Source organism: Chitinophaga varians (genome assembly GCF_014529945.1).
Taxonomy (GTDB): Bacteria; Bacteroidota; Bacteroidia; order Chitinophagales; family Chitinophagaceae; genus Chitinophaga; species Chitinophaga varians.
Window position 1 is genome coordinate 394,923 of record NZ_JACVFB010000001.1, and the last position, 15,443, is coordinate 410,365.

15 protein-coding genes are annotated in these 15,443 nt (G+C 39.3%); 13 read left to right on the plus strand and 2 right to left on the minus strand.

All coding sequences use genetic code 11. The features are described from left to right. Nucleotides 1-45: 45 nt before the first annotated feature. Both ICL55_RS01620 and ICL55_RS01625 read right to left on the minus strand, forming a co-directional pair. Nucleotides 46-780: a hypothetical protein gene (locus tag ICL55_RS01620; RefSeq protein ID WP_188094297.1), complete on the minus strand. Its 735-nt coding sequence runs from the start codon at nucleotides 778-780 to the stop codon at nucleotides 46-48. 451 nt (nucleotides 781-1,231) lie between these two features. Further along, nucleotides 1,232-1,654 (minus strand): hypothetical protein, encoded by a 423-nt coding sequence (locus ICL55_RS01625; RefSeq protein WP_188094298.1) that lies wholly within the window; start codon nucleotides 1,652-1,654, stop codon nucleotides 1,232-1,234. A 1,076-nt stretch (nucleotides 1,655-2,730) separates the two neighbouring features. Between ICL55_RS01625 and ICL55_RS01630 the strand changes: the two genes are divergently transcribed. The 13 genes from ICL55_RS01630 to ICL55_RS01690 all read left to right on the plus strand — a co-directional run bounded on the left by ICL55_RS01630 (nucleotide 2,731) and on the right by ICL55_RS01690 (nucleotide 15,438). Beyond that, a complete protein-coding gene (locus ICL55_RS01630) occupies nucleotides 2,731-3,726 on the plus strand; it encodes an ATP-binding protein (protein ID WP_188094299.1) in 996 nt (331 codons plus the stop codon). Nucleotides 3,727-3,744: 18 nt separating this feature from the next. Next, nucleotides 3,745-4,830: a vWA domain-containing protein gene (locus ICL55_RS01635; RefSeq protein ID WP_188094300.1), complete on the plus strand. Its 1,086-nt coding sequence runs from the start codon at nucleotides 3,745-3,747 to the stop codon at nucleotides 4,828-4,830. Nucleotides 4,831-4,858: 28 nt separating this feature from the next. After that, nucleotides 4,859-5,698, plus strand: coding sequence for a DUF3150 domain-containing protein (locus ICL55_RS01640; RefSeq protein WP_188094301.1), 840 nt, complete (start codon nucleotides 4,859-4,861; stop codon nucleotides 5,696-5,698). Between the two features lie 189 nt (nucleotides 5,699-5,887). Further along, nucleotides 5,888-6,880, plus strand: a complete 993-nt coding sequence (locus ICL55_RS01645) for a helix-turn-helix transcriptional regulator (RefSeq protein ID WP_188094302.1) — start codon at nucleotides 5,888-5,890, stop codon at nucleotides 6,878-6,880. Nucleotides 6,881-7,592: 712 nt separating this feature from the next. Further along, complete coding sequence (locus ICL55_RS01650) at nucleotides 7,593-7,958, plus strand: helix-turn-helix domain-containing protein (RefSeq protein WP_188094303.1); 366 nt, start codon at nucleotides 7,593-7,595, stop codon at nucleotides 7,956-7,958. Nucleotides 7,959-8,224: 266 nt separating this feature from the next. After that, nucleotides 8,225-8,443: a hypothetical protein gene (locus tag ICL55_RS01655; protein WP_188094304.1), complete on the plus strand. Its 219-nt coding sequence runs from the start codon at nucleotides 8,225-8,227 to the stop codon at nucleotides 8,441-8,443. 163 nt (nucleotides 8,444-8,606) lie between these two features. Next, nucleotides 8,607-9,011, plus strand: a complete 405-nt coding sequence (locus tag ICL55_RS01660) for a plasmid mobilization protein (protein WP_188094305.1) — start codon at nucleotides 8,607-8,609, stop codon at nucleotides 9,009-9,011. Further along, nucleotides 8,996-10,204 (plus strand): relaxase/mobilization nuclease domain-containing protein, encoded by a 1,209-nt coding sequence (locus ICL55_RS01665; RefSeq protein WP_188094306.1) that lies wholly within the window; start codon nucleotides 8,996-8,998, stop codon nucleotides 10,202-10,204. The genes ICL55_RS01660 and ICL55_RS01665 overlap by 16 nt, the downstream gene beginning before the upstream one ends. A 23-nt stretch (nucleotides 10,205-10,227) precedes the next feature. Then, nucleotides 10,228-12,261 carry a conjugal transfer protein MobC gene (gene mobC / locus ICL55_RS01670; protein ID WP_188094307.1) on the plus strand — a complete coding sequence of 678 codons (2,034 nt, stop codon included), beginning with the start codon at nucleotides 10,228-10,230 and terminating at the stop codon, nucleotides 12,259-12,261. Between the two features lie 27 nt (nucleotides 12,262-12,288). Then, nucleotides 12,289-13,131 carry a hypothetical protein gene (locus ICL55_RS01675; protein WP_188094308.1) on the plus strand — a complete coding sequence of 281 codons (843 nt, stop codon included), beginning with the start codon at nucleotides 12,289-12,291 and terminating at the stop codon, nucleotides 13,129-13,131. A gap of 285 nt (nucleotides 13,132-13,416) precedes the next feature. Then, nucleotides 13,417-14,286 carry an RteC domain-containing protein gene (locus ICL55_RS01680; protein ID WP_188094309.1) on the plus strand — a complete coding sequence of 290 codons (870 nt, stop codon included), beginning with the start codon at nucleotides 13,417-13,419 and terminating at the stop codon, nucleotides 14,284-14,286. Between the two features lie 95 nt (nucleotides 14,287-14,381). After that, nucleotides 14,382-14,882, plus strand: a complete 501-nt coding sequence (locus ICL55_RS01685; protein WP_188094310.1) for a hypothetical protein — start codon at nucleotides 14,382-14,384, stop codon at nucleotides 14,880-14,882. Nucleotides 14,883-15,129: 247 nt separating this feature from the next. Continuing rightward, on the plus strand, nucleotides 15,130-15,438 hold the full coding sequence (locus ICL55_RS01690) for a DUF4134 domain-containing protein (protein WP_188095640.1): 309 nt from the start codon (nucleotides 15,130-15,132) through the stop codon (nucleotides 15,436-15,438). Nucleotides 15,439-15,443 lie beyond the last annotated feature (5 nt).

Genomic DNA, 15,443 nt, shown 5'->3' on the forward strand with positions numbered 1-15,443 from the left:
AATCAACTCCGATGAGTTGTTTATCAGTAGACCAGAGAAATGTATTTACCCATTTTTTAAATCGTTCTGGCGTAAATGCTCTTGTAACCACCTGCCAGCTGCTCGTGTGTCTGAATCTGTCGTGTCTTTACCAGCAACCAGAGACAATCCCCATGTGACACCGAGATAAGAGAATAATATATATTTCGGATCTTTTGGATGAGTAACTTTCCAAATGGCAAATCGTATATTTCGAAACAAATAACAACAATCCCAAACTAAATAATATAATTGCTCCGCGTACGGTAGTCTTTCCGAGTATCGTCCCATCTTGCCGTAACTTCGGCTGAGCCTGTTATCGTCTTCTTCTGTTGCAACAGAAATTTCCGCGTCTGGCATTAATCTGTACACTAGTTTATTTATGACTAGAGGTTGGTCGCCAGCACGTCGTAGTGATTCACGGAATAATACAAACCAGATTTCCTGGAGCTCGTGAACAAATTCAATCATAGTACCGGTATCAGCGGTACCAATTACAAGCGACCAGCCCCTATCTGTCGAGTTTTTCTTTAACCAAAGGCGCTTCTGGCCATTCGCCGTGTATTTTTCAAACTCTCCGAACTTAGCGTCCCTTACACTACTAAAACCTAACATATATAGTTCCTTGTTTTCTAGTGGAATCGGGTCCATATTGTGAATCATGACGTGCAAAAACGGAACATGTACCTCTTGCACACGTATTACTACACCACCATACCGAAAATAAAGCCCCTCCTTCACCTGCTCGAGTTCAATTGGCATAAACTAAATATTTTAGCAAAAGAAAACAAAAAAACCTCAGGAATCTTCTAAGAATAAAAGGTTTCCTGAGGTGATACAACTATAGTATGTCGAGGCAAAAATACTAAATATTTTAGTATTTTCTAAATAATAAATGTTCCGTACAGGTGGCCTACTTGTATCGTCTGCTTCTGAATGCTAAAAGTGCAACCTAATTATACCAATTAGGCTGCTAATATCATATTAAGAGTCGGTTAAAAGCGCTAACTAGAAAGTGATACAAAGCCCCGGGACGACAGCTTCAATTCCAATTATTGCCGTTGCATCTGATGATAACATTCAAAAATGTCTTGAAGCCGGTGCGGAAACATTCTCGTTCAAGCACTTTAAAACGACGCATCTAAATAGATGGCATCCTTTATTCCATTTATACAGGAAGTTTAAATATATGCTTCTCAATCAAAGTGGTTTATTAAGAGAATATCTGCCAAGTTTTAGAGTCTTCTGATATGCAGAACTTGATGTTTTCTTTTAGTACAATATTGAAATTAGACGAAGGTCCTACCAAACACGACTCAACTTCAATTTTTCCTGGAGTTTTTATGCGAATAATTGAATCTCCAGTTGGAGATACAACCCAGATTGTACTTTCTCCTGGAATAAAATCAACGGACCAGGCTGGTATGCGTATCATTTCTCCCTTTCTAACCAATTGCAAATCTTGTTTTATTATTGGGACTTCCCTGGGATTTGAACGTTCTGTGAGTTTTATTTTGGCTGCTCCGGACACAATTTCATTCGCTATTACAATTTCATTTGAAGCTAGAAGTTTGTCTTCATCTACTTCTACCTCAATTTCAAATTTTGCTTTTACAATTTTTCGTGTAGTTAACATTTTATTTTTTTTAATGTAAAAAAAAGTTTTGTGTTGGAATTTCAAAAACCAGTACCAAAACACATGATACTAGCAATCCCATGATGGTTAGTTGATGCTTATCAAAAAATACAGTCAACAGCGTTTAATGTAGACCTCCTATTTAACATGTTTCTTACGCTTTTTTTGAGTAAAATACTTTTCCCTATTGAGGTTCATCAGAATGCCACGTTCTACTTGTTCTGAGTTACCATGTCGAACCGCAACAGTATGCACTATTTCGCCGCTTTCAATGTTTATGATCTCTATTGTATACTTATCATTTCTCATGGTGATTATGTATTGACTTTCCAATTACCAACGTTAACCATTCAGGTGTAATGCTGCGATTTATGGGGTGGTGTGAAAGGCAGGGTTTAAATAAATCTGAATGCCGTCCTTTACATCGACGTCGGTTAAAATATCCTCCAAAATTAATTCTGGACGTACGACATGCAACTTGATTTTCCGTTCAGTATTCTCCTTGATATTGTTTTCCATATTGATACTTTCTTTAAATGTGTTTATTGTAGCGGTTAAGAGAGATATCTCCAATTACCATTTTATAACGCATTGGGGGTAAAAAAGTACTATGAGGGATTATAAAAATCGATCGTCATAATAATAACCGCATTTTCCGCTGCCTACGGACAGCGCTTTGTATTGTTTTTTAATTCCTAGGCGGGAAACCAACCATGAGGAGTAATTAAATCTTTTTTTAATGGTGGAAAAAGCAGGGCAAATTTAGCGTCTGCCCCGAAATGACCAAATCCAACATAAATCAAAGGGTGCATTAACCTCGCACCCTTTGATTTGCCTCCCTTCGGCGGTGATGATGATGATTGCAGATAAATGCTGCAATCATCATCATCACCGCCGGCTTTCTTTGGGATTTGGTCAATTCGAGGCGGGCGACGCTGTCACCGTGCCCTCTTTTTCCACCATTAAAAAATAACGACATGGTAAACATGAATAATGCCATTAAAACACTTCACAAATCCGGCTTTGATCATAAGCAATACTTTCTAATTAGTATTTTTTCACTTAATACATAACATATGAAACCATCAGATTTAGCAGGATATCTTGAATTCTGCATTAACAACAACTTTCCGGCATTGATAGTAGGTCGTCCTGGTATTGGAAAGACAGACATCGTTAAAAATGCCGCTACTTCAGCTGGAGCATTTTTGATACATTCTCATCCTGTGGTAAGTGACCCTACAGATTACAAAGGGTTGCCATTCCCAAAGGATAATGGAACAGCTCAATTTTTACCGTATGGTGAACTTAGTGAAATTATCAAAACAAAAAAAAAGACGATTTATTTCATCGATGATTTAGGTCAAGCCTCACCTGGCGTACAAGCCGCTTGTATGCAACTGATTTTAGGCAGAAGAATCAACGGGCATTTGATATCCGATTGGGTTACTTTCATTGCTGCGACAAATCGTCGGGAGGATATGGCAGCAGTTACCGGGATACTGGAGCCAGTGAAATCACGATTTTCAATTGTAAAATTGGATGTGGACATTGATGATTGGATACAATGGGCACTAAGCAATAATATGCCTGTTGAATTGATTGCATTTATCCGCTTCCGACCAGATTTATTAAATGGCTTTGCGCCATCAAGGGATATTACGAACTCTGTATCTCCACGGACCATAGCTACTGTTGGTAAACAACAAGCAGCAGGTTTGCCGCCAAAATACGAATTCGAAGCTTTTGCAGGGATAGCAGGAGAGGCTTTTGCAATTGAATACAAAGGGTTTCTTCAGCTTTTCCGTCAAATTCCTTCATTAGAAGATATTCTAAAACACCCTAATACTGCACCAATACCTAAAGATCCGGGTGTAATCTATGCGTTAACAATCGCTCTGGCACATCAAGCTACTGATCATACAATCGCGGCAATTTGCGACTATATAACTAGACTACCAGATGAACATGCTGTGGCTTGTATGAAGTATGCCACTACAAAAAATGCCGGAATAGCCAACAATCGTGCATACATAAAGTGGGCCGCAAAAAATGCGGCATTGCTTGTTTAACAATTCTAATTGTAATTTATGGAAGCAATACAGAAAATATCAAAAGCAAAAATGGATCTTATTATGAACCATCCATTTTTCGCAACAGTCTCGTTACATTTAGCATATATCAGCGATCCATCGGTTACCACTGCATGTACCGACGGCAAGGTAATCAAGTACAGCCCTAAATTCATCGACACTCTAGCGTTGCAGGAGGTTGTTGGACTTCTGGCTCACGAAATTTTGCATATCACCTTGCTACACCACACCCGTATGGGGACTCGATGTAAGTTGAAATGGAACATTGCTGCCGATTACGCAATCAATCCCATCTTGGAGGAATCAGGGTTTAAAATTCCAAAAGGCGCATTGATTGATGCTAAATATGTAAATAAAAGCGCGGAAGAGATTTATCGCTTATTGCCAGATAATTTACCGGACAAATCATTTGTATCATATGGTGTAGTTGATAATGCACCATCAAACAGTAATGCGCAAGAACTTGAGGCAGAAATCAAACAGGTGGTTGTCCAGGCTGTTCAAATTTCAGCAAAACAAAAAAAATTATCTCCGATGTTGCAGCGTTTAGTCGCTGAAGTAGTCCATCCCCGAGTTCCGTGGGGGCAACATCTTTCGCACTTCCTTGCAGTCGTTTGCCGAAATGACTATACTTGGAGTAAGCCATCCTACAGGTACCTACACGCGGGACTTTACCTACCTACTCTAGACAAACCGGAAATTGGGAACCTTGTATTGATCATCGATACTTCTGGCAGTATATCTGATGAGATAATAAGCCAATTCGCCGCAGAGATCCAGGAAGTTTCCTGCTTCACAAAGACCGAATTAACGGTCATATATGTAGATCATGAAGTTCGTGGAAGTCAGACCTTTTTACAAGACGAAGAAGTGCTACTAAAGCCGGTAGGCGGAGGAGGCACAGATTATAGACCGGGCTTTGAATACATTGACCATTGCCAGTTATTTCCTAGCGCTGTAGTGTATCTAACGGATGGAATGTGCTATTTATTTCCCAGTGAACCTGAATATCCAGTTCTCTGGGCACAATTCGGCAGTTTTGAGTTTTATCCACCTTTTGGAAATGTGATCAATATCGAATAGCTAATTATTTAACGTAAAACTATTTTTTATGAAAAATCTACTTGAAAATGCACTTTTAGTTAATCTAAAAATTAACCAGTGGACTGCACGTCGTCATGATAAACAGGTCAGCCGGGAAATTGAAATTGAACATAATAGTCACAACGCAGGCAGATTCAATAAAATTTTAATTAATGAAGACGAAATGAGAAAAATACAAAAAGTAGCATCCGCGGCCCGAACATACTTGTATGATAATACATTACCTTGGTCAGATGGAGGTGATAGACTGTTGCCAGCAACAAACTATTTTGCGTTTGTTGGCGAATTTAGAACTTTTAAAGATCAATATGAAGAAGCTGTTTCAGCATTTATTCTAAAGTATGATACTTTAATAGAAGAAGCTCGTGTGCGATTAAATGGAATGTTTCGAGAGAATGATTACCCACCGATAACGGCACTTCAAACAAAATTTAATATCGGGATTACTTTTATGCCACTCAGTGATCTGACTGATTTTCGCCTGCAAATTGATCAGAAGGAGGTGGAGAAAATAAAGGGACAAATGCAGATCGAAATCGAAACACGGATTAAGGAAGCCACGCAGAACATATGGGAGCGTATTAGAATTGCGGTTGGTCATATGGCTGAACAATTATCAAAAGATGATTCTAAAATCCACAGCTCTCTGGTGTCAAACATGCTAGAACTCATTGAATTATTGCCCCGCCTGAACTTCACTTCGGATGATGAAATTACGGATACTATAGATTCTATGAAACAACTGATTGTTCCAGTTGAATCACTGAGGACTAACAAAGACCTTCGTAGGGTCAAAGCAAATGAAGCACAACGAATCTTTGACAAAGTGAGTGAGTTTATACTTTAAATGAATATGTTGCCGGCAACATAAAAAATTTGTCCATTTTAGCTATTTTCATTATTTAACTGAAATGCCCTATTTTCGTAAGAATCATTACCGTATCAACGAATCATTTGAGGATTTTTTTAACAGAATGTCATGTAGTTATTTGTAAACCTGTCTTATTAACCAAATCAAGTTAACCTTTAGAAGGATATGTTTTTACAACTGAACAAAGTTGTAGCTTCCAAAGCTATTACCATTCCAATTAGCCATCGAAAATATTTGATGGATTATGCTATTCCCCATCTTGCTGAAGACCACAGTGGAACCATCTTTTTGCAATCAATAAAAAGGCAAGACTACGTCATTTCCCATGGTATTTTTTCTTTAAAAAAACAAGCGTGGATACGTGCCACCATCACTAAGCCTAGCATTATGCTTATATACTGGATTTCGGGCCATACAATGTTCGGGAAGATACCCGGCGTCGGCGAAATTGTTCTAACCAAAGGGCACTATAATCTTTTTTATCTTCCCAGAGGAGTGCGCTCTGGCAGAATGAAAAAAGGTGACTATACAGCATTGTATGTGGAAATGTCTGGCACCTACCTGAATAAATTATCCGTTAACAACCCAATGGTTAGACGATTAGTCGAACATGTAGAACTTTCCTCAAAAAAGGGTAGCTTATTACCTGTTGCAAAAATACCACATGAATTTGAGATAATTTGCAATGACCTGCTTCGCTCCTATAAAACGGGTTCAGCACTAGACCTTGAATTGGAAGCTGGCTTGTTAAGATTGCTCTCACTATATCTTCTAGAGTTAGAGAATCCTTTCATAATAACTTCAGCCAGTAATAAAAAATCCATCATTAATCATGCATTAAAGTATATCAATGACAACACTACGAAGGTTAAACTTCCGGTAAAAGACCTTGCAAAACAGCTTAATATTTGCCTTCGTACGCTCGAACGGTTATTCAAGCGAGAAGTCGGAAAAACAATGGTAGAATATCACCAACATGAAAAGATGAAGAAGGCGTTGTTTTTTGTTATTAAATCAAACATGCCTATTAAATCTATTTCTATCGAAACTGGCTATCAAGATGTGTCTGCCTTTATTAGAATATTCAAAAAATACTATCATATGACCCCGACAATGGCTCGGGGGCATCCTGAAATGTTACCTTCCCCTTACGAATAAGACTGTCGTTTTTAGTCTATTGATTCCGATTTAGTGTCGCTTCCAGTCAACAGTTTATTAGAAAGAATTCCGCACTTTTGTATTAGTACTACTTTTATCGACTACTTTGGTACCGAGTGAAAATGGTAATACAACTTACCTGATCGAAAACTTCTTCCCACCTGTAACTGTCCTCTCCAATTTTCCCTCTTTGATTTTCCCTCTCCGATTTTCTATGTTCACCGCGTGTGTACTATAGCATTCCTGATGTTGGCCGCCCTGAAGGAATGCAAACGGGAATGCCGAAACCCGGTAAAAGAGTAGGCGTAACATCTAAATTTCGTTTTTTGTTATGCAAAAAAACAACTCTTCAATCCTTTTAGCCATGATCGGAATGGTGATCTCTATGTTTCATTCTATCAAAAAAGAGATTACCTGGACAATTACGAAGTCAAATGTCCTAAACATTCCGGTAGGTCATCTTTGGGGATGGCTATTGCCTTCACCTGCGCGTTCACAATTAATCAAATTGACGCGACAATGGTATCGTTTAGCGGATGCCATCCACTAAACGAAAGATAAGCGTGGATGTATCTATAGAAGGGAGCCGACTGGGCTCCCTTTTGTATTTATATAATGTTACCTACCTGAATGTTTTTTTTCAAACTAGGAAACAGACTGTGAAAGATCGGCTTTTCTGGCATATATCTTCGCCAATGTATAAGCGTAAAGGATGAATCAAGTGCAGAAAATCAACACCGCCGGACACTTAGGCATTACCCCGGACCAACTGGTAACTATCCGTGACCTGCAGCAGCTTGAGCAGAATCTTCTAAAAAGCATCAAACTGCTGCTCAATGAAATGGTTTCAGGAGATAATGCCCGGGTACCCCGGTGGCTCAAAACTTATCAGGCCCAGAAGGTACTGAATTGCTCGGTGGGGACTTTGCTTACCCTACGAAACAATGGTACTCTCCCGTACACAAAGATTGGGGGGACTATCTTCTATAACGCAGATGATATTAACCGCGCATTATTGGACCGGCGTCACTTACACGGTAGAGAAATTCCTATCGGTAGAAGTGCCAAAAAGACATAATTATGGATTCTAAAATATCCGGCACCATGCCACCCACATACGAGCAAGTACTGGTTTATTTCTTGCAAAAAGGAATTTCCGCCGATGAGGCCCGTGACTTTTATCTGTTTTACAATGGCCGGAACTGGCTGAGCAGGCGGGGAAATCTTTACAAAAGCTGGAAGACAATTGCTCACTGTTGGATTGTTAGCGTTCTAACATCGCAACCTTGATTACAAAATCGCGAGCGAAATTAAAACTTCACTTACATATTAAATAATGATGCTATGTGGATTGTCAGAAAATTTCCGGAGGCTTGGGGCATCTATAATGAAAATACACTCTTTTCTCGTTTGTTGGAAGATCATGAAATAGCCCTCATTAAGACGGAGTTTCCTCAGCTCACTGATGAAACCGTTACGATGATTATGGTACCGGTCATTGAGTCATTTCCTACAGGTAACGCTTCGCTCTGGCGACCAGGCTTACCCAATCCTGAAAACTAATTTTCTCCCTCGCAGTCCCACATTTGCGAGCCCTGTATTAAAATTAATCTACCTATAGATTACGACTCTCCCTGCCTTGTGCGGCAGGGAGCAAGATGTATAGTTGTCTACAACAACGGAAGGCAGTCCCATGCTTTCATTTGCTAAACTCAAAACTCTTGTGATGCCAAGAAGAAAGACACCGGAAGAAAGGGCGCTTGTTTACAGAATAGAAACACGCGTGACTGCTGCGAAATTTCGAGAGCTGCAGGATTTACTTAGACGTTCCTGCCACAGGGAAATGAGCGGATTACTCAGAGATATTCTACATAACAGAACTATACGAACCTACGTACATGATCATCATTTAGACATGGAAATGGAGGAGCTGGCCGCTATCAGGGGAGAAATAAAATCTATCGGTGTTAACATTAATCAAATAACAAGACTATTTAATACATATCCAGAGCCAAAACGAAAAGCTTTTTACGCCAAAGTTGCCTTTTCTGAATACCTGAGGATTGAAGGGAAAATCGATCATCTGTTAACAATAATTTCAAAAATAGCAGGTAGATGGTTGTTAAAATAATTTGCGGTAAATCTATAAAAGGCGCCCTTCATTACAATGAAAACAAAGTAGAAAAGGGGACGGCTATTTTGATCCTTGCATCTCGTTTTGCGATGGATGCTGACGATTTGTCGGTTGGGCAGAAACTAGAACGTTTCAATAAACTCATCTCCCGGAATCCAAAAATAAAAACCAACTGCCTGCATTTATCCCTCAATTTCGCCAGGGAAGAGCAATTGTCATTAAATACGCTTCGTCATATCGCCGGCGACTACATGCGCCGCATCGGATTTGGTGATCAGCCTTATCTGGTTTATTTACATAAAGACGCTGCTCATCAACACCTGCATATCATATCCACCAATATAGCAAAAAGTGGCAAAGCTATCAGCTTCCATAATCTCGCACGGGATAAATCAGAACCCGCCCGTAAAGACATTGAGAAATTGTTTAACCTGGTTGTAGCCCAGGGCCGGCAACATAACAATGGCTTACTGGTAATACTGGAACCGGTTTACTACGGAAAAAATGAAACAAAGGCTGCCATATCCAATATTGTAAGGGAGGTAGCTGAAACCTATAAATATACTTCACTACAGGAGTTTGACGCGCTACTCAAGCAATTCAATGTAACTATTGATCGTGGATCTGCTGGCAGCATCACTCGCCAGCGGGGAGGGCTGCTGTATTCCATCGTTGATGCCGACGGAAATAAAATAGGGGTACCGGTAAAGGCCAGCGATATCTATACCAAACCGGTACTGTCCACACTCAAAAAGAAAATGGAAGTCAATAAAGTCACAGGCCTGGCCCAACGCGCGATATTATTCCGGGTATTAAATAAAACGCTTGCCAGATCTTCTATCCAGCAGCCAGTAAAGGTACTGGAAAATCTAGGAATAAAAGTCCGTGTTCTCACCGGAACAGCGGGGCAAGTTGAGGATGTATTCTTTATCGATAACCAGAAAAAATCCATCCTTTCAGCAGATACCAATGGGTTCAATCCTGCAACACTACACCAGCAATTATGGAGCGCTCAACAGGTCGTGCTAAGTGGGCCACAGCCAGTAATCGACTTCTCATTTACTGAACAAAAAACAATGGCTTTTACTGCTGCTCTCTTTAGCCAGCTAACAGAAGAAACATACGACTTTGGCAATCAGCCGGCGCCGGTAGATCGTAAAAAGAAAAAAAAGAAAAGGAGGAAACCATAGTTGTAGACATCAATCATGAAAATATGCAAACAGGGGAAAATGTACAAGCATTACAGTCGATCATCAATTTTATCAGGTTATGCTCAATTATTATTTTGCTTATCCATTACTATGCAACCTGCTATTCCGTGGTGCAGTACTATGGTATTTCTTTCGGAATTTCCGACCGTATTATTTATAACCTCTCGCATAGTGTACCATTTCTTTCCGGGCAGATTCCTATCAAAATTTCTGCATTGCTCTTGTTATCTATCAGCCTTATTGGAACAAAAGGAAAGAAAAATGAAAAACTTACATTTCCGACGATACTTTTCTCCATCAGCATAGGCTTCCTGCTGTATTTTATTTCTAGCCTGTGTCTATTAATTCCAGCAAATAGCGTGACTACTGAACAGGCATATATTGTAATTACCTCTGCAGGGTATCTTTCTATTCTTTCAGGTGTATCCAAGTTAAGCCGGTTGCTTCGCCTGAAATATAATAAAGACGTATTCAATGAAAAAGGACAATCATTTCCCCAATGTGAAAAACTTATTGAAACAGAATACTCAGTAAATATACCGGCTACTTATATTTTAAATGGTAGGCGACGGAATATGTATATCAATAATATATCCGTTTTTCGGAGTACAATTATTCTAGGGTCTCCCGGAAGTGGTAAAACATACTATTTTTTTTCTGAGTTTATAAAGCAACATATCGAAAAACAATTCTGCTTGTTCATTTTTGATTATAAATTCCCCGACCTTACCAAGATTGCTTACAATCATTTGTTAAAGCACGTCAATAAATATCCTATCCCGCCGAAATTTTTTATTCTGAATTTTGATGACCTTTCCAGAACTCACCGTTGTAATACCTTACCACCGGATTTGATGGAGGATATTACTGATGCAACTGAAAGCAGTAGGACCTTTATGCTGGCTTTAAACAAGGAGTGGCAGCGAAAAGAGGGCGAATTTTTTACGGAATCTGCAATTAATTTTTGCACGGCCTTATTCTGGTTTTTAAAAAAATATAAAAATGGGTTATACTGTACATTACCGCACGCTATAGAGTTGTCTCAAATAGAATACGAGAAGTTATTTCCGGTTTTATCGCTAGAGCCTGAAATACATGTGCTTATAAACCCTTTCATCTCCGCACTCAAGCATAAGGCGCTGGAACAGCTTGAAGGGCAGGTAGCATCTGCAAAAATAGCGATGGCTCGTCTATCCAGCCCTTCGTTGTATTATGTGCTTAGTGGCTCCGATTTTAGTTTAGATATAAATAATCCACAGTCACCAAAAATAATTTGCGCGGGTAGTAACCCAGCGAAACAGAAAATATACAGTGCGGTGCTTTCATTGTATATCGAGCGTATGCTCAAATTAGTTAATCAGAAGAAGAAAACAAAGTCCGCTATTTATTTCGATGAGTTTCCAACTATTTATGTTCCCAATATTGATTCCTTAATTGCCACAGCCCGCAGTAACAAAGTTGCGACAGTATTAGGTGTTCAGGATATGTCACAACTGGTAAAAAACTATGGTAAAGAATCAGCTGATGTGATCATGAATATTGCTGGTAATGTTATTTGTGGGCAAGTCAACGGAGAAACGGCGCGTCAAATTTCTGACCGGATTGGGAAGACCTTACAAGTAAGGGAGTCTCTTTCCATTAATTCATCCGAAACATCCCTGAGCAGAAGTACACAATTGGAGTTCGCTATCCCTCCGTCAAAAATAGCCACTCTTAGCAGCGGCGAATTTGTAGGAATTGTTGGCGACGAGCCCACTAATCCCATCCAACTTAAAGCGTTTCATGCTATTGTAACAAAAAATCATGAGGCCAGCCGCTTAGAGGAGATGTCCTATGTTGATTTACCTATTATTCGAAATATTGATAACGCGACAGTTCATCGGAATTACCTACAGGTAAAACAGGATATTCAGGATCTCATTGATCGGGAAATAGACAGGATAAAGTCAAGCCAAGAATACCAACAACAAGTCCATCAGAATCAAAGCCAAAAAGAGACTACTGAACCCACGGATAAATCTGCTATGAGTATGTGATTATTGTTAATAATTAAAATCAAATTTATGGTAGTTGCAAATTATAACTTCTTAACAGAGGTATTAGAAAACCTAGGTTTTAAAAACGGCCTTTTCAATGATAGGCTAAAAAGTGCCATGGAAATGGGGTTACCTAAAATTGAATTAAAAGCGATGATGGAAAAAAAAGTTGGTAACTTCACTTTTAATGTTGTGCTGGAAAAGGGTGATGGAAAAAATCTTTCTTCAGACCAGGAGCGATTCTGGTTTGCCAACAAAATTGAAGTTACATATAAAAAACACGGTGAAGAAACTCCAAAGCAGCACACTTTCGGGCTTTACAAACAAAAGGGACTCCCGGTAGAACAGATGATCAATCTGATGAAAGGCAATTATGTCCACGCTTCCTACAGAAGTACCAAAACTGGTCAGATGGTTAACAAATGGCAGTATGTTGACTTCAGATCATTCAATAAAAATGGTGAGCATCCTTTGAATAGTATTTACGATGACAGAATTCAATGGAATATTACAAAGGAACTTTCTGCACTTCCTCACATCAATGGTATGACCCAGGAAATGAAAGAAGACCTACTGAGAGCGCTACGTAACGGTGACGATGTTGCCGTCTCTCTAAGAGTCAATGGTAAAAAGGAAGATTTGTATTTAAAAGCAAACCCCCGGTCAGCTCAAATTGATGTCTTCAATGGGGAAGGGGAAAAGGTCGTTCTTACCAAACCCAGTTTCCAGTTGATGGAGGAACATTCCACAAAAGAAGATTTGGCAATGGGAGCTATGACCCTGGCAAGCACAGAAAAGGTGAACAAAGAGGAACCTGCCAAGAATCTTGCCAAAGAAGAAAAAAAGGGAAAAGGCGCCAGCATTAAATAACTACATCTGGCTGCTAGAGATGACTATAGGCTGATTTAATTCATCGGCCTATAGTTATTTTATTTAATTTTCTTTTGTTCAATATTCTATTTGATATGTGGAGCAAATTGAATATTAGTAATCTTATCAAGTGTTTGGGTTTTAATTTTGTTTGTTAAAGTAGACTCCCACAATTGACATTTATTTTGTACATTCGTTATTGATACATCCCGCCACTTTCGCTTCCAATACCTACCAAGTTCCCATTTTTAGGGAATAGATCTTTCGTGCTTAAATTTTAACAATATGTTAGCCGTATCAATTGGGCTCTTACAAGAGCTCCAAGGAAAAATCAATATTTTCTTACGTAACCCATCAGCGAATGTGATCGGCCGCAGCGAGAAAATAATTCACCTAATCAATTCCGACCTAGAACGACTTAAAGAACTGATAAGATCGCACGCTTTCAATGATGCGGCCGACGAAATCAAGTTCTATAAGGAAGTGATGCCTCAATTCTATGCATTGTGGATTTATCACACAACTGTCTATAATATACAATGCCATACGGCACCCAACAGCCGCAAGCATCAATTAAAATACTTTGACTTTGAACTACGAAGAATAGATGATTTTTTCTTTCATCATCTGGAATTTTATAAATATTATCGCTCAGGACGTACTTACCTTGACGTTCAGTACTTCACTAGACATAAGAATGATGAGCCTGAGTTTGTTACTGATCTGTATGCTGGAATCCTGGATAAGGATGTCTGTACTGTGTATGCCTTCAAATTAGCTACCATCATTGCCTATGAGCGTTTACAAATTTACCTTAACGACGCAATTACAGCTATATTATCGGACCATCCTGAAGCAGATGCTGGCCCTGAACCCCTGCAATGGACTGGATCAAAAACAGGGCTGTACGAAGTAATCTATCATTTATACGCTGGTAAAGTTTTAAATAACGGCAATACTACTTTAGAAGCTATTGTGAAGTATATTGAAAAAATATTTGGTATCGAACTAAATACTCATACTACCACCTTTCAGGAAATTCTCCGACGAAAGAAGGGCGCTAATAATTACTGGCAATACCTGGATAATCAATATCTACTCTATATTGAGGCAATTGACGAGCGTAACCGTCAGCGCAATTCCAGGCGCCAATAAATTATTTTTCATACTATGAATTACGCTATGATATTTCTCCTTGGCGGACCTGCATCTTTGTAACTGAAAATTCGTCACAATTAAATGCTTGAAGTATGGATACACTTTCATTGAATCCCATATTGATCGCCTTACTGCTCTCAGCGGTGACATATGCAATTATCTATTGGGCACAGAAAAATCAAGGGAATAATAAAAAAGGTCTTCAGGTGGCTCTTTCGCAATCTATATCAAACGCAGGTAAATCGACTGGACATGATCTGATTCCTCCTGCAATTCCTGATCAACAGCTGGAGCTTAAGCTTGAGGAACAGGAAGAAGACGACACCTGGGAATTGATTGAAGATGATTCAAGTATACTTTTAAAGGAAGCGGAAGCTGTAACAGAACAAATAAGTAACGTTGTAACCAATATAGCCAGCGATCCGGCTAACCCTGCCGAGGTATTTTCCAAAATCAAGGCGATTGTCAGCCAGTATAAGATTTTTGAAGGAACTGATTTTTATGATGCCATCAATCGATTTGTGTCCGTGACCGTTGATCGTGAACTGAACCTAAGATTTGATGAGCAGCAGCTATGTGAACTTTGGGGTTGATATCCTGTATGATTGAGGGTGGTTGGTTGGGTAGTTGCCTCGCCGGTATGTGAAGGTTGGTTTTGAACTGTGCGTTTGAACCGACGGGGTAACTTTTTCGACACTATAACCGTGACGTGCATACGATAATTTATCAGCCTGAATACCAAATACCTATCTTAAATATCTAGTAACTGAATTCTTCTGATGTTGATGTAAACGTATTCGTTGTTCTAAGTAAACGTGTTTTGGTATGTGCAGTAAGAAAATGTGGAGATACACGTCCTGCTCGACGTTGGTTGTGTTTTTAATTTTCGTTTTTATTCAGAATAGTTTCGCCCAGGATGGTACAGGTGGTATAGATAAAGCTAATGAGCTCGTGAGAAGCTATTTTGAAAGAGGTACTTATTTGCTTTATGCAATAGGTGCCGTGCTGGGTCTCGTTGGTGCTGTGAAAGTATATGGGAAATGGTCACAGGGAGATCCTGACACCAGTAAGACTGCCGCAAGCTGGTTTGGCAGTTGCATTTTTCTCGTGGTTGTTGTCACTGTTCTAAAATCATTTTTCGGCATTTAAAAGGT